This is a genomic window from Pseudomonas sp. KBN10P06128 (assembly GCF_037574945.1).
GTDB lineage: Bacteria > Pseudomonadota > Gammaproteobacteria > Pseudomonadales > Pseudomonadaceae > Pseudomonas > Pseudomonas aeruginosa.
This window is the reverse complement of record NZ_JBBELR010000001.1, coordinates 3,876,652-3,891,980: the sequence shown is the minus strand read 5'-3', so window position 1 is coordinate 3,891,980 and position 15,329 is coordinate 3,876,652. Positions and strand designations below refer to the sequence as shown.

Here is a 15,329-nt window from a genome sequence, read left to right as displayed (position 1 = left end):
CGCCGGCCATCTATACTCCCTGCGTTACGCCAACCCAGCGGAGCAAGGGCCATGGACGACGCATTCAGCGAGGAAGGCAGCGCGCAGCCGCGCCATGACGCTCAGCGTCCGGCGCTCGCTCCGCGGAGCGACGGTTTCGACATCCACACCTACCATCCCGACTTCGTCGCCGATCCCTATCCGCTGTTGCGGCTGATCCGCTCCCGTGCGCCGGTCTGCCGCGACCAGGCCTCGATCTGGTGGATCAGTCGCTATGCCGATGTCTCGGCGTGCCTGCGCGACCGCCGTTTCTCCGCCGACCCCGCTCGCCTTGGCGCCGCCGGCGTCCGCCAGGGCGGCGCCAGCTGGTTCGGCCACCAGCAATTGCAACCGCTGGCGCGCTTCTACGACAACTTCATGCTGTTCAACGACGCGCCGCGGCACACCCGCCTGCGCAGGCTGTTCGCTCCGGCCTTCGGCCCCGACGCCGTGCGCCGCTGGGAGGCGTGCATCGAGGCGCTGGTGGAAGAGCTCCTCGACAGCTTGCTGGAGCGCCGCGAGCCCGATCTGCTCAGGGACTTCGCCGAACCGCTGACGATCCGGGTGGCCGCCGAGCTGTTCGGCTTTCCCCGCGAAGACACCGGGCAACTGCTGCCCTGGGGCCGCGACCTGGCCGCCGGGCTCGATCTCGCCGCCAGCCACGGCGATGCCGGGCAGATCAACCGCAGCGCGGCCGCCTTCAGCGACTACCTGCAACGCCAGGCGCGCGGCTGGAGCGATGGCTCTTCGCGCCCGCCGCCCGGCGCGGCGCCGAGCATCCTCGACGGCGCCGCGATGCTGGAGGCCGGACTGGGCCTCGAGGACCTGGTGGCGGCCTATGCCATGGTGTTCATGGCCGCCTTCGAAACCACCATCAGCATGGTCGGCAACGCTACGCTGGCGCTGCTCACCCATCCCGACCAGCTCGACCTGCTGCGGCGGTGCCCGGAGCTGGCGGCGAACGCGGTGGAGGAACTGCTGCGCTTCGACGGCGCGGTGCGCGGCGGCGTGCGTTGCACCCTGGAGGAGGTGGAGATCGGCGGCCAGCGGATTCCGCCTGGAGAGAAGGTCTGGCTGAGCTTCCTCGCGGCGAACCGCGACCCGGAGATGTTCGCCGCCCCCGACCGTCTGCAATTGCAGCGAGCGAACGCCAAGCAGCACGTGGCGTTCGCCCATGGTCCGCACTACTGCCTGGGCGCGTACCTGGCCCGGCTCGAATTGCAATGCGCATTGCGCGGCCTGGTGCGTCGCCGTTTCGCCCTGGCCTCGGAACCGACGGACCTGCGCTGGCGGCGCAGCTCGGTGTTCCGCACCCTGGAGCGCTTGCCGATCGTCCCGGAAGGCGACGCTCAGAAGACCTGCGAGTAGCGCAGGATCAGCCGGCTGCCCTCGCTGCGGTTGCGTGCGCCGTATTCGTGATAGGCGTTGAGGAACAGCCGCGACTTGCCCCAGCCGAACATCAGCGCCGGGCCGATGGCATCGACCCGCTCGCGGGAGTCCGGGCGGTCGTGCCCGTCGACCCGCTCGTCGGTGATCTGTCGCAGGCTGTAGCCGGACAACCCGACTCGCCAATGCGCATCCAGCGCCAGCGATACCGAGTAGTTGGCGTGGAACGCCTGGCCCGGCTGCAGGTAGTCGTCGGCCAACGGCGGCGCCGGGTCGCGATTCTTGCCCGGCAACAGGTACTGCAGGCGAGCGCTGGCTTCCCAGCCTTCGGCGAATTCCCAAGTCAGCGCGTAGTGCGGGTTGAAGCTCCAGTGGTTGCTGCCGGGATTGATCGCCCGATGCCTGTCGTAGCGCCCGGTGGGTAACTGGAAGGCGAGGTTCAGGCGCTGCCAGTAGGGCCGGCCGAACAGCTCGGTCTGCGGCCATTGCAGGATGAACGGACTGACGATCAGGTTGCCGAGGCCGTTGGCGCTGCCAGCGTGGGGTTCGAAGTCGGGATCGGCGAGCAGCACCGGGACGAGGATTTCCGCGCCGTAGTAGGCGCCGAACAGCTGGTGCTGGCTGATGTGGGCGAAGTGGCTGGTGGCGAGCAGGGTGCGCAGGCGATTGTCGAGCGGGCGCCGGTGACCGTTGGCGTCCATGAAGTCGTCGGCCTCGTAGATATTCACGAACTGCTGGAACAGCGTGCCGGGCAGGGCCTTGCCGTCGAGGAAGGAGGTCTGGCCGAGGTTCATCCCCGGCAGCGCGGCGATAGCCTGGAACGAGGGCAGCAGCAGGGGCAGGGCCAGCAGGCTGGCCCGGATGCGGGTGGTCATGGGCGTGTCCTTCTTGTTGTTGTTTTCCACGGGGCAGCGCGTCAGTCCGGGAGGTAGTCGGGCTGGCGCTCGGGGCTGGCGCGCTGGAAGGCTTCGAGCGCCAGGCAGCGCCCCTCCAGTTCGAGCAACGCCGGGTAGGGCGCCAGGACACAGCCCATGCGCCGGGCGTTGGCCAGTTGCGGCACCAGGCAGCACTCGACGATGCCCGCTGCGGTGCCGGCGAAGAAGGCGCCGCGACGGTGTCGGTTCAGCAGGGTCTCCGCCGCCGCCAGGCCCTCGGCGACCCAGTGCGCGTACCAGCGCTGGCGGTCCTCGGCGTCTATGCCGAGGACCTGGGTCAGGTACTTGAGCACCCGCACGTTGTTCAGCGGATGGATGTCGCAGGCCACCAGCAGGGCCAGTTCCAGCGCCTGGGCGCGATGCAGCGGGTCGAGAGGGATCAGGCGCGGTTCGGGCTGCACGGCGTCGAGGTAGTCGATGATCGCCAGCGACTGGCTGAACCAACGGCCGTCGGCGTCGACCAGGGTCGGCAGCGCGCCCATCGGGTTGCGCTGGCGGTCGGCCGGGCGCAGTTGCTCGCCCTGCCGCAGGTTGACCGGCACTACCTGGTAATCCAGACCTTTCAGGGCCAATGCGATACGCACCCGATAGGACGTGGAGCTGTTGAAGAAGCTGTAGAGCTGCATGGGAAGTCCTGTTCAGAGAGTGACGGAAGAAGGCCTGGCCCGGCGCCGGCCCAGGCGATGCACGGCCACGGCGGCGAGCAGCGCCGGGATCACCAGCAGGGCGAGGATGCCGCTGAAGCCCAGGCCCAGGCCGAGCAGGGCGCCGCCGCTGAGGGAGCCGACGATCGAGCCGATGCGGCCCAGGCCGAGGGCCCAGCTGACCCCGGTGGCGCGGCTGCGGGTCGGATAGAAATCGGCGGCCAGGGCGTTGGCGCCGACCTGCGAGCCGCTGATGCAGAAACCGACGCCGGCGACGCACAGCGCCAGCAGGGCGAAGCTGTGGTAGAGGCTGGCGATGCCGAGGATGAACAGGGCGCCGCCGACGTAGGCCAGGCTCAGCACCCGGTGCGCGTCGAAGCGATCCATGGCGCTGCCCAGGAGGAGTGCGCCGAGGGTGCCGCCGAGCTGGAACATGGCGCTGATCGTCGCCGCCTCGCCGAGACTGAAGCCGGTGCCGCCGATCAGCGTCGGCAGCCAGTTGGTCAGCAGGTAGATGATCAGCAGGCCCATGAAAAAGGTGGCCCAGAGCAGCAGGGTGCCGCCGCGCAGCTCGGCGCCGAGGATCTGCCGCAGGGGCGAGGTGCCGTCGGACTCGTCGGCGGGCAGTTCGAGGCGTCCGGCCCAGCCGTCGGGCAGGCGCCCCAGGCGTTCGAGGATGCGCCGCAGGCGCGCCGCGTCCGGTGCGCGGCGGGCGAGGAAGCGCACCGACTCCGGCAGGCATGCCCAGAGCAGCGGCAGGCTCGCCAGGGGCAGGCCGCCGCCGAGCAGCAGCACGCTCTCCCAGCCCAGCGCCGGGACCATCCGCGCGGCGAGCAGGCCGCCCAGCGCCGAGCCGAGGGTGAAGCCGCAGAACATCGCGGTGACCATCAGCGCGCGGTGCCGGCGCGGGCAGTATTCGGAGGTCAGGGTGATCGCGTTGGGCATCGCCCCGCCCAGGCCGAGGCCGGTGAGAAAGCGCAGCAGGGCCAGGGTTTCCACCGAACCGGCGTAGGCCGAGGCGAGGCTCCAGCCGCCGAAGAACAGCACCGAGAGCAGGAGCACGCTCTTGCGTCCGAAACGGTCGGCCAGCGGGCCGGCGGCGAAGGCGCCGAGGGCCAGGCCGGCCAGCGCGGCGCCGAGGATCGGGCTGAGTTGCGCCGGGCTCAGTTGCCAGTCGTGGGCCAGGGCCGGGGCGATGAAGCCGATGGCGGCGGTGTCGAATCCGTCCATGGCGACGATCAGGAAGCACAGCGACAGGACTCGCAACTGGAAGGCGGAAACCGCCTGCGCATCGATGAAAGCCTGGACGTCGTTCTTGTTGTTCTTGTCGGGCGTAGGCATGAGCGTTCCTCGGCCGTCGCCGCGGCGACAGCCCGGATGAAGGGCAGGGTGGGCCCGCGCCGTGCGCGGGCGGTGGGTCAGACCACGCGGACGCTGAGTTCGCCGAGGCCGTCGATGGCGCCGAGCATCCGCTCGCCGCGCTCGACCGCGCCGACGCCTTCCGGGGTGCCGGTGAAGACCAGGTCGCCGGGGCGCAGCTCGAAGAAGCGCGACAGGTAGCTGACGGTTTCCGCCACCGACCAGATCAACTGGTCGATGTCGCTGCGCTGGCGATCCTCGCCGTCGACCTGGAGGCTGATGGCGGCGTGGCGCGGATGGCCGACCTGGCTGGCAGGGTAGAGTGGGCCGATCGGCGCCGAGCGGTCGAAGGCCTTGCCGATCTCCCAGGGCCGGCCCATCTCGCGCATGCGCATCTGCAGGTCGCGGCGGGTCATGTCCAGGCCCACCGCGTAGCCCCAGACGTGTTCCTCGGCCTGCTCCAGGGGAATGTCGCAGCCGCCCTTGCCGATCGCCGCCACCAGTTCGATCTCGTAGTGGTAGTTGCCGGTCTGGCTCGGGTAGGCCAGCTCCAGGGTGCTGCCGGCGGCGACCGGGACCACCGCGTCGGCCGGCTTGCAGAAGAAGAACGGCGGCTCGCGCTCGGGATCGAAGCCCATTTCCCGGGCGTGGGCGGCGTAGTTGCGGCCGACGCAGTAGACCCGCCGCACCGGGAAGGTCTGGTCGCTGCCATGGATGGTGAGGCTGACGGGCGCTTCGGGCGCGAAGAGATGGTTCATGGGACGGGTCCTTCAGTGGGCGAGGGTTTCGCGGGATTCGCGGAGGATGCCGAGCGCCTGCTGCACTGGGCGGTCGGAGAAACTGAACAGCACGCAGTCGGTGGCGCCGGCTTCCAGGCGCAGCTCGGCCCAGGAGGGCACGACGAACAGATCCTTGGCCTCGAAGGCGAAGCGCCGGTCGCCGATCTGCGCCACGCCGCTGCCTTCCACCACCGAATAGACGCTGGCGTCGGTGCTGCGCGCGGGCTGCCCGAGGAAGCCGGCCGGCAGCAGTTGCAGGCAGGTGGCGATGGTCGGCATGGCCCAGCCGCCGGTGGCCGGGTTGACGTAGCGCAGCTTGTGGCCTTCCCAGGGATCGGGCCGTTCGAGGCGCGCCAGGCGCTCGAGGACCTCGCGGCTGCGCGCGTAGGGGTAACTGAACAGCGGCGAGGTCGGCGTCGTCGGCTGGTGGCGCAGCGGCAGCATGTTGCTGCCGTAGCGGGCGAGGCTGTCGCCTTCGCCACGTCGCAACGGCTGCACCGGTTCGCCGTAGCTCTCGGCGAAGGTGGCGCCGAAGAAACGCAGCATCGGGATGTCCAGGCCGTCCAGCCAGACCACCGGCTCGCCGCCTTCCGCGGCGGGGCGGTTGCCGTGGTCGTGCCAGGTCCAGGACGGAGTGATGATGAAGTCGCCCGGCTCCATGCGGGTGCGTTCGCCGTCCACCGAGGTGTAGGCGCCGTAGCCCTCGACGACGAAGCGCAGGGCCGACTGGGTGTGCCGGTGGCTGGGGGCGATCTCGCCCGGCAGGATCAGTTGCAGGCCGGCGTAGAGGCTCGGGGTGATCGCCGACTGGCCGGGAAGGTCCGGGTTCTCCAGCACCAGCACGCGGCGCACCGCTTCCTCGGCGCTGATCAGGTCGCCTGCCTCGAGCAGGAACGGGCGCAGTTCGCGATAGCGCCACAGCGCCGCCTGGCAGCCGCCGGCGGGTTGCGCCGGGACCAGGTTGTGCAGGGCTTCCCAGAGCGGGGTGAGGTGCTGCTGGCGGATGCGTCGATAGAAGTCGGCGCGCTTCTCGGTGGAATTGTCGTTATGCATACCGATGAATCTCCGGCGGGAGGAGGCGGGGCCGCCTCGGTCTGGTAGTCATTATTCGAGGTGAAGGCATAACCGAATAATGATATTTAGACATCGACCTATACGTATTCGAGGATGGCTTGCGATGGACTGGACCCGCCGCCTGCGCCTGCAACACCTGCAACTGCTGGTCAGCCTGATGGAGACCGGCAACCTCAGCGGCACCGCCCGGGCCGCACACACCACCCAACCGGGCCTGTCGAAGTGGCTCAAGGAACTGGAGGAGGACGTCGGCGCGCCGCTGTTCGAGCGCCACGCCCGTGGCCTGCGCCCGACGCCCTACGGCATGACCCTGTTCAACCACGCCCAGCGCGTGCTCACCGAGATGGAGCGGGCGCGGCAGAACCTCGAGGCGATGCGCAGCGGCAGCGGCAGCCGGGTGCTCCTCGGCACGTCGCCGGCCTCCGCGCCGAGCCTGGTGCCGCGCGCATTGCGGGCGTTCCTCGGACGCTACCCCGGGGCCCAGGTGGAACTGCTCGAAGGCACCATGAACGGCCTTCTCGAACGGCTGGAGAAACGCCAGCTCGATGTGGTGGTGGGGCGCCTGGACAACTATGCGCCGCGCGCCAGCCTGCGCTGCGAGGTGCTCTACAGCGAGGCGATCGTGGTGATGGCGCGGCCCGGTCACCCGCTGGCCCAGGCCGCCGCGCTGGACTGGGAAGACGTGCGGCGCTACGACTGGATCGTCTGGCCGCCCGGCTCGCCGATCCGCAGCAAGCTCGACATGGCCCTGACCCAGGGCGGCCGGCAGCCGCCGGCCTACCGCCTGGAGTCATCGTCGATGCTGGCCAACATCGAATTGTTGCGTGGCAGCGACATGCTATCCATCGGCTCGGCGCGGGTGGTCGAGCACCTCGCCGGGCTCGGCCTGGTGGCCAGGCTGGCGCTGGAGATTCCCGGCGAGGGCGCGGTGGGCATGTGCTGGCGCGACGAACCGCATCGCGACCGCGCCAGCGAAGACCTGCTGGCCTGCCTGCGCGAAGGCGCGGCGGCCGAGTAGGGCGCCGGCCGGCGGGTGCTATTGCAAAAAGGCCGCGGCTTCTCGACAATGCGATTCATTATCATTCATGTGTCGCCCCGACTTTCCCATGTCCGCCCCGATCCTTCTCAGCGCCCACCATCGCGCCATGCATGCGCTGTACAGCGAGCACCATGGCTGGTTGCAGAACTGGTTGCGCGGCAAGCTGGGCTGCGCGGCGGACGCGGCGGACCTGGCCCAGGACACCTTCCTGCGCATCCTGCTCAAGCGCGAACTGCGCGAGATCGGCATGCCGCGCGCGTTCCTGCGGACCATCGCCCGCGGCCTGGTGATCGACCACTGGCGTCGCGAGGAACTGCAGCGCGCCTACCTCGAAAGCATCGCCCACTTGCCCGAGGCACAGGCGCCGTCGCCCGAGGCGCGGGAACTGGTGCTGGAACTGCTGGAGGAAATCTCGCGGATGCTCGACGGGCTCAAGCCGAAGGTCCGCACCGCCTTCCTCCTGGCCCAGTGCGAAGACCTCAGCCACCGGCAGATCGCCGAACGCATGGGGGTTTCCCAGCGTAGCGTCGAGCGCTACGTGGCCGAGGCGCTGTACCACTGCTACCTGCTGCGCTACGGCGAATGAGCGGAGCCGTGGACGGGACGCGCGGTAGGGTCGACGAAGCGGTGGTCAGGCAGGCCATCCACTGGCTGGTCCGCCTGCGCTCGCAGCCGGCCGACGATCGCCTGCAGCGCGCCTGCGCGGCCTGGCGCGCGGAGCACGGCGAGCACGAGCGGGCCTGGCAGCAGGTCAGCGCGCTCAACGAAGAACTGCACGGACGCTTCAAGGCGCTGCCCGGCGGGGTCGCCTACGGCACCCTGGACAGCAGCGCGCAGCGCCTGCAGCGGCGCCAGGCGCTGAAACTGCTGTCGCTGCTGGTGGCTGGCGGCGCTGTGGCCTGGGTCGGTCGCGACAGCCTGCCCTGGCAGCGCCTGAGCGCCGACTACAGCACCGCCACCGGCGAGCGACGCAGTATCGAGCTGGTCGACGGCACCCGCCTGCAACTGAACACCGACAGCGCGGTCGACGTGCGCTACGACGCCGGCCAGCGCCTGATCCTCCTCGCCCGCGGCGAGATCTTCCTCGCCAGCGGCGCCGATACGCAATCGCCCACGCACAGGCCGCTGCGGGTACGTACCGCGCAAGGGCTGTTCGAGGCCCTCGGCACCCGTTTCAACGTACGCCTGCAAGATGCCGCCACCTGTCTCAGCGTCAGCGAGGGTTCGGTGCGCATCGATGCCTTCGGCGCGCGTCCGCTGCAGGCTCCGGTGGCCGAGGCGGGGCAGAGCTATCGGATCGCCGCCGACGGCGTGCGGCGCCTCGAACGGCCGCAGATGGACGCCGTGGCCTGGGCCGATGGCCTGATCGTCACCCGCGACATGCGCCTGGCCGACTTCCTCGCCGAGGTCGCCCGCTACCGCAACGGCTACCTCGGCTGCGCCGCGGAGGTCGCCGACCTGCGCCTGTCCGGGGTCTACCGCCTGGACGACACCGACAAGCTGTTGCAGGTGCTCGCGCGGACCCTGCCGGTGCGCCTGCAGCGGCATACCCGCTGGTGGGTGAGGGTGGTCGCCGCCTGAGTCGCGCCGGCGGCCGCGTGGACGCTTGCTTCCGCCCGGAGCGAAACGCACTGAAAATTATTTTCATTATTTTTGTCGGCTTTCCGCGACTGGTCCGGCGTTACCGATTGAACACCCTTCAACGACTCCAACGGATTCCGTTCATGACCGCCACCGCCGTCGTCCTCCGCAATGCCCCGTCGTCCCTCGATTTCCCCCGCGCCTCGCGCCTGAGCCGTTCGGTGCGCGCGGCCCTGCTGTCGCTGGCCATGGCGGCCGGCGCGGCGCCGCTCTGCGCCTCGGCCGCCGAAGCGGCGGCGGAACAGGCACGGCCCTATGCGATCCCCGCCGGACAGTTGGGTGACGTGCTCAACCGCTTCGCCCGCGAAGCCGGCATCACCCTCTCGGCCACTCCGGCGCAGACCGGTGGCTACAGCTCCCAGGGGTTGCGCGGCAGTTTCACCGTGCAGCAGGGCCTGGCCCGGCTGCTCGCCGACACCCCGCTGGAAGCGGAAGACCAGGGCGACGGCAGCTTCGTCTTGCGCGAGGCGCCGGCAAAGGACGGCGACGTGCTGAACATGCAGGCGGTGGAAGTCTTCGCCCTCGGCAACAACCTGGGCAGCACCGATGGCTACCTGGCCACCCATAGCCAGATCGCCACCAAGACCAGCAAGCCGCTGCTGGAAACCAGCCAGACCGTCTCGGTGATCACCCGCGAGCAGATCGACGACACCGCCTCCAAGACCGTGCAGCAGGCGATGCGCTATACCCCCGGCATCTTCACCGGCCAGGTCGGCGCCTCCAACCGCTACGACTACGTGGTGATGCGCGGCTTCGCCGACAACAGCGTGGACAACATCTACCTCGACGGGCTCAAGGCCATGGGCGACAGCGGTACCTTCAGCTCGATGCAGGTCGACCCGTACTTCCTCGAACGCATCGATGTGCTCAAGGGCCCGTCCTCGGTGCTCTACGGCCGTAGCCTGCCGGGCGGCCTGGTGGCGCTGACCAGCAAGAAGCCGTTGTACGAGGACTACCGCCAGATCACCGGCAGCATCGGCAACATGGGCCAGAAGGAGATGGGCTTCGATTTCAGCGGGCCGCTCGACGAGGAGAAGCGCATCGCCTACCGCCTGGTCGGTCTCGGCAAGGGCTCGGACACCCAGTTCGATCACGTCAAGGAGGAGCGCTACGCCATCGCCCCGACCCTGGCCATCGACTTCAGCGATGACACCACCCTGACCCTGCAAGGCTACCTGCAACACGATCCCAACGGGGGCTACCACGGCGGCGTACCGGCCGACGGCACCCTGTCGCACCACAACGGCCGGCACATCTCCCGCGAGTTCTTCGATGGCGAGCCGAGCAAGGACGACTTCGACCGCACCCAGCGGATGTTCGGCTACCAGCTGGAGCACCGCATCGACGACGTCTGGTCGGCGCGGCAGAACTTCCGCTACCTGGACTCCGACGTCGACCTGTCGCAGGTCTACGCCTACGGCTGGAGCGCCAGCGAGCCGAACAAGCTGAACCGCTACTTCAGCGGCGCCCGCGAGCACCTGCAGGCGTATATCGTCGACAACATGCTGCAGGCCGAATTCGCCACCGGCGCGGCGCGCCACACCCTGCTCACCGGCCTCGACTATCAGCGCCGGCGCACCGTGGTCGACTGGCGTTCCGGCTCGGCCTCGGCGCTGGACGCGTTCAACCCGGTCTACGGCGACGACGCCATCAGCTATTTCCCGGACGACAACCACACCCGCCGCCTGGAGCAGACCGGCGTCTACCTCCAGGACCTGATCGACATCGACCAGTGGCGCTTCTCGCTCGGCCTGCGCCAGGACTGGGTCAGCGTCACCGACAAGAACCGCAGCACCGGCAGCAAGGCCGACGACGACTGGGAGAAATTCACCGGGCGGATCGGCGCGCTGTACCTGTTCGACAACGGCCTGGCGCCCTACGTCAGCTACTCCGAGTCGTTCAACCCGAACGCCTATTCCGACGCCTCCGGCACGCCCCTGGCGCCCACCGAGGGCAAGCAGTGGGAACTCGGCCTGAAGTTCCAGGCGCCGGGCAGCAACAGCTTCTACACCGCCTCGCTGTTCCATATCACCCAGGAAAACGTCGCCTCCAAGGAGCCCCAGGACAACTTCTACACCTCGGTCGGCGAAGTGCGCTCCCAGGGGCTCGAACTGGAGGCCCATACCCAGCTCAGCGACAACCTGAAGCTGCTCGGCAGCTACACCTACACCGACATCACCTACACCAAGTCGCTGGACGGCAACCAGGGCCATACGCCGAACCAGGCGCCCAAGCACATGGCTTCGCTGTGGGCCGACTATGCCTTCGACGCCGGCCCGCTCAGCGGTCTGAGCATCGGCGGCGGCGCGCGCTACGTCGGCGAGACCTGGGCGGACAAGGAAAACACCTTGCGGGTGCCGGACTACACCCTGGTCGACGCGCGGATCGGCTACGACCTCGGCAAGCTCGGCCTGAAAGGCCTGGACGTCAGCCTCAATGCCAACAACCTGCTGGACAAGGACTACGTGGCGTCCTGCTACAGCCTGGACTTCTGCTACTTCGGCGAGAAGCGCAACGTCACCGCGACGGTGAACTACCAGTTCTGACCGTCCACCCGGGCCCCGGCGCCAGCGCCGCGGTACCGGCCAAGCAGCCCGGCGCGCAACGTACGCGCCGGGCATTCGCCGGCGTCGCCGGCCGTACCCTGGTTACCTGGAGCCCCCATGCGCCCCGTCCTGGTCCTGCTGCACCGCTATGTCGGTCTGGCTACCGCGCTGTTCCTTTTCCTCGCCGGTCTCACCGGCAGCCTGCTGGCCTTCCATCATGAAATCGACGAATGGCTGAACCCCGGTTTCTACGCCGTGGGCGAGGGCGGCGAGCGCCTTTCCCCGGGCAGCCTGGTGCAACGCGTCGAGTCACGCTATCCGCGACAACTGGTGTGGTACATGGAGTATCCCGAGGCGGGCGGGCACCCGGCATTGCTCGCCACCGTGCCGCGCGAGGCCGGCGCCAAGGTCGAGCACGACGTGTTCTACCTCGACCCGGTCAGCGGCGAGGAAGTCGGCAAGCGCCTCTGGGCGGCCTGCTGCTTCCAGCCGGCGAACCTGGTTCCCTGGGTCCTGGAGTTCCACCACAACCTGACCCTGCCGGGGAACTGGGGCCTGTACCTGATGGGCGGGGTGGCGATGTTCTGGTTCCTCGACTGCTTCGTCGGCGCCTGGCTGACCCTGCCGCGCGGCCGGCCGTTCTGGAGCAAGTGGGCGACCGCCTGGAAGATCAAGCGCGGCAACGCCTACCGCTTCAACTTCGACCTGCATCGCGCCGGCGGCCTCTGGCTCTGGCTGCTGCTGGCGCCGGTGGCGCTGAGCAGCGTCGCCCTGAACCTGCCGAGCCAGGTGTTCAAGCCGCTGGTATCGCTGTTCTCGCCGATCGAACCGAGCGTCTACGAGGCGCGCGGGCGGCTGCCCAGGGAGCAACTGGGGGAGACCCGCCTGGACTACGACCGCACCTTCCAGTTGGCCAGCGTCGAAGCGGCGCGGCTGGGCATCGCCGAGCCGATCGGCGAGCTGTACTACAGCTTCGAATACAACTTCTTCGGCGCCGGCTTCGGCGACCACGACGACCCCATGGGCAAGTCCTGGCTGTTCTTCCACGGCAGCGACGGCCGCCTGCTCGGCCAGGAAGTCGCCGGGCAGGGCAGTTGGGGAGAGCGCTTCTATCGCTTGCAGTACCCGATCCACGGCGGGCGCATCGCCGGCCTGCCGGGACGCATCGCCATCGCCGCCCTCGGCCTGGCCATCGCCGGGCTGTCGCTGACCGGTGTCTACATCTGGTGGCGCAAGCGCCGGGCGCGCCACTGGAACGGCCGCTAGCCGGCTGTTAGTCTGGCTGCCTCCCACACCACCAGAGGATGGACGAATGAACGCAAGGATCGCCGCATTGGGACTGCTCCTGCCCCTGGCCGCCGGCAGCGCCGTGGCCGCGGAGGAGGGCAGCTCGGTCAAGGATGCGGCCAAGGCCGCGGTGTCCTCGGCCATCGAGACTGGCAAGAACCTCCTCGGCGGGGTCAGCGAGGGCATCACCAGCGGCCGCCAGTCGGCCCAGGGCGCTGATGGCGCCAAGGTGGTCTCCGACAACGCCGGCTTCGCCGAGATCGGCCAGGTCGAAGTGCTCAAGACCGAGCCGCGCGACCAGCAACTGGCCGTCACCCTCGGCTTCAAGAACGACGGCGACGCCACCGTGCGCCTGATCAACCTGACCCAGACCGGCGCGCTGCTGGTGATCGACAACGACGGCTACTCCAACGCCCTGGTCGCCCTCGCCAACCCCGACGACGTCACCGTCCCGGCCAAGGCCGGCATCCGCCAGACCTTCGTCTTCGAAGGCGGCGCGGAAGGGATCAAGGCGGTGCGCCTGTGGGGCAAGGACCTGCCGGTGAAGTGAATTCGAGTCTGCGTCAAAGCAGCCCCGCCTTGGCGGGGCTTCTTTCTGCCGGGCCACGAGCGCAAATAATCAGCTCACCAGAACCCGGCCGAGCGCTGCCTGGAGACCGATAGGTCCTTCCCATTACGAAAATGACGACATCGCATCGATCCTGAAACGTCCGTACAGCCAGGACGACGCAATGAAGGCAAAGTGCCATTCCCTCCTGTCCCTGTTTGGATTAGCATTCCTACTTTTGGACTAATCCCCCCCTCAACACGCCCATGTCGTTTAGCTATGCGGTGGATATTGAAGGGAACTCGCAGGACATCGGATGTTGCGTTCTAGCTATCGAGCGGTTGTCGCTGGCTTGGTTTTACTGCCGCTGCTTGCCAGCGCCGCCCCCTTCACCTCCCCCGGCGACCGCGACCTGATCCGCGACCGCCAGCAGCGCCTGCTGGACGAACAGCGCAAGCGCCTGGAGGAACTCCAGCAACTGCCCGGCAAGGGAGCGCCCGCCGCTGCGGATGCCTCCGGCGACGACGAGCGCTGCTTCGAGATCCGCCGCATCGAGCTGGAAGGCGCCGGGCACCTCGGCGAAAGCGCGCGTCGCCAACTGCTGGCGCCCTACCAGGGGCGCTGCCTGGGCGTCGGCCAGCTCAATGCGCTGCTCAAGGCCGTCACCGACCATTACTTGGATCGCGGCTACGTCACCACCCGCGCCTACCTGCCACAGCAGGACCTGGCCTCCGGGACCCTGCGCATCATCGTCGTCGAAGGCCGCCTGGAGGGCCTGGACAGCTCCGCGCTGGCCAGCCCGCGCGAACTGGCGATGAGCTTTCCGGGCAGGACCGGCGAGTTGCTCGACCTGCGCGAACTGGAGCAACTGGTCGACCAGTTGAGTCGCCTGCCGTCGCGCCAGGCGCAACTGGAGCTGGTGCCCGGCAGCGAGGTCGGGGGCAGCCGGGTGCGTCTCAAGGGCGAGCGCGACAAGCCCTGGCGGGTCTCCGCCACGCGCAACAACGACGGCGACGTCAGCACCGGCGAGCAGCAGATGGGCCTGGGCCTGGACTGGGACAGCCCGCTGGGCCTGGCCGACCAGCTCAACCTGCGCGCCAACCGCGACGCGGTGACCGACCGCTGGCGCCATTCCGACAGCCAGAGCCTGTTCTACAGCCTGCCCTGGGGCTGGTGGACCTTCACCTACGGCTACAGCCAGAGCGACTACCGCACGCGCAACGAGGCCAGCGGCTTCCCCTTCAAGCTCGATGGCGACAGCCGCAGCCATCAGTTCCGCGCCGAACGCGTGCTGCACCGCGACGGTGTGAGCAAGACCGCCATGAGCCTGGGGCTCAGCCACCAGCGCACCAACAACTATGTCGAAGACACCCGCCTGGAAGACCAGAGCACGCGGATCACCGAGACCCAGCTCGGCTTCAACCATGGCCGGCGGATCGGCAGTGGCTTCGTCAACCTCGACCTCGGCTGGCAGCAGGGCATCGGCGCCCTTGGCGCGCAGGGTCGCGGCCACCCGCAGGCGGGCGATCCGCATGCGCGCTACGACAAGTACAGCCTGACCCTCAGCTACCTGCAGCCGTTCCAGCTATGGGGCGAGCGCTTCAGCTTCGACAGCCTGGCCACCGGGCAAAGGAGTGAGGACGTGCTGTTCAGCCCGCAGCGCATCAGCCTCGGCGGCAACAGCTCGGTGCGCGGCTTCAAGGACCAGACCCTGACCGGCGACAGCGGCGGCTACTGGCGCAACCAGTTGCGCTGGCGGCGTGCGGTGGAATGGGCGCCGCTGCGGCCCTGGCTGCAGGAATACGGCGTGGCCTTCGCCTACGACGTCGGCGTGATCCGCCACGACCGCTACAACGACGGCGCCAGCGGGCGCATGAGCGGCAACGCCATCGAACTGGATGCCCGCGGCCGCTATTTCGCCGCCAGCGTCGGCTTCGCCCGCTCGCTGGAGCGGCCCAGCGCCATCGAGCGGCGCGAGCACCCGATCTATTTCCGGGTCGACGCGTTCTTCTGAAGACGCGGCGACCTCCTGAACGCTTTAGGAAAGCGCCTACCTGCATCGAGGCCCTTTCCT

At 68.9% G+C, this 15,329-nt stretch carries 13 protein-coding genes; 8 read left to right on the top strand and 5 right to left on the bottom strand.

Going from position 1 to position 15,329, the window contains the following annotated elements:
• Positions 1 to 51: 51 nt before the first annotated feature.
• Positions 52 to 1,386 carry a cytochrome P450 gene (locus tag VQ065_RS18075; protein ID WP_003089787.1) on the top strand — a complete coding sequence of 445 codons (1,335 nt, stop codon included), beginning with the start codon at positions 52 to 54 and terminating at the stop codon, positions 1,384 to 1,386.
• On the opposite strand, the gene VQ065_RS18070 is transcribed toward VQ065_RS18075, so the two are convergent.
• The 5 genes from VQ065_RS18070 to gtdA all read right to left on the bottom strand — a co-directional run bounded on the left by VQ065_RS18070 (position 1,368) and on the right by gtdA (position 6,174).
• A complete protein-coding gene (locus VQ065_RS18070) occupies positions 1,368 to 2,279 on the bottom strand; it encodes a SphA family protein (protein WP_003139136.1) in 912 nt (303 codons plus the stop codon). The genes VQ065_RS18075 and VQ065_RS18070 overlap by 19 nt on opposite strands.
• 41 nt (positions 2,280 to 2,320) lie before the next feature.
• Entirely contained in the window at positions 2,321 to 2,965 is a 645-nt protein-coding gene (maiA, locus tag VQ065_RS18065) for a maleylacetoacetate isomerase (protein WP_003089784.1), read from the bottom strand.
• 12 nt (positions 2,966 to 2,977) lie between these two features.
• Positions 2,978 to 4,324 carry an MFS transporter gene (locus tag VQ065_RS18060; protein ID WP_003089782.1) on the bottom strand — a complete coding sequence of 449 codons (1,347 nt, stop codon included), beginning with the start codon at positions 4,322 to 4,324 and terminating at the stop codon, positions 2,978 to 2,980.
• Between the two features lie 77 nt (positions 4,325 to 4,401).
• Positions 4,402 to 5,100: a fumarylacetoacetate hydrolase family protein gene (locus VQ065_RS18055; protein WP_003089781.1), complete on the bottom strand. Its 699-nt coding sequence runs from the start codon at positions 5,098 to 5,100 to the stop codon at positions 4,402 to 4,404.
• 12 nt (positions 5,101 to 5,112) lie between these two features.
• Complete coding sequence (gene gtdA, locus VQ065_RS18050; protein WP_003089779.1) at positions 5,113 to 6,174, bottom strand: gentisate 1,2-dioxygenase; 1,062 nt, start codon at positions 6,172 to 6,174, stop codon at positions 5,113 to 5,115.
• A 124-nt stretch (positions 6,175 to 6,298) separates the two neighbouring features.
• On the opposite strand from gtdA, the gene VQ065_RS18045 reads away from it, so the two are divergent.
• The 7 genes from VQ065_RS18045 to tpsB1 all read left to right on the top strand — a co-directional run bounded on the left by VQ065_RS18045 (position 6,299) and on the right by tpsB1 (position 15,269).
• Positions 6,299 to 7,213: a LysR family transcriptional regulator gene (locus VQ065_RS18045; protein ID WP_003089777.1), complete on the top strand. Its 915-nt coding sequence runs from the start codon at positions 6,299 to 6,301 to the stop codon at positions 7,211 to 7,213.
• Between the two features lie 88 nt (positions 7,214 to 7,301).
• A complete protein-coding gene (locus tag VQ065_RS18040; RefSeq protein ID WP_003089775.1) occupies positions 7,302 to 7,820 on the top strand; it encodes a sigma-70 family RNA polymerase sigma factor in 519 nt (172 codons plus the stop codon).
• A gap of 8 nt (positions 7,821 to 7,828) precedes the next feature.
• The gene (foxR, locus tag VQ065_RS18035) at positions 7,829 to 8,815 is read left to right on the top strand and encodes an anti-sigma factor FoxR (RefSeq protein WP_003089772.1); all 987 of its coding nucleotides are present in this window, start codon (positions 7,829 to 7,831) and stop codon (positions 8,813 to 8,815) included.
• 143 nt (positions 8,816 to 8,958) lie between these two features.
• Positions 8,959 to 11,421 (top strand): ferrioxamine receptor FoxA, encoded by a 2,463-nt coding sequence (foxA, locus tag VQ065_RS18030; protein ID WP_003116885.1) that lies wholly within the window; start codon positions 8,959 to 8,961, stop codon positions 11,419 to 11,421.
• Between the two features lie 117 nt (positions 11,422 to 11,538).
• Positions 11,539 to 12,687: a PepSY-associated TM helix domain-containing protein gene (locus VQ065_RS18025; RefSeq protein WP_003089766.1), complete on the top strand. Its 1,149-nt coding sequence runs from the start codon at positions 11,539 to 11,541 to the stop codon at positions 12,685 to 12,687.
• 46 nt (positions 12,688 to 12,733) lie between these two features.
• Positions 12,734 to 13,258 carry a hypothetical protein gene (locus VQ065_RS18020; RefSeq protein WP_003089762.1) on the top strand — a complete coding sequence of 175 codons (525 nt, stop codon included), beginning with the start codon at positions 12,734 to 12,736 and terminating at the stop codon, positions 13,256 to 13,258.
• A gap of 313 nt (positions 13,259 to 13,571) precedes the next feature.
• Complete coding sequence (gene tpsB1, locus VQ065_RS18015; RefSeq protein ID WP_011666636.1) at positions 13,572 to 15,269, top strand: two-partner secretion system transporter TpsB1; 1,698 nt, start codon at positions 13,572 to 13,574, stop codon at positions 15,267 to 15,269.
• Positions 15,270 to 15,329 lie beyond the last annotated feature (60 nt).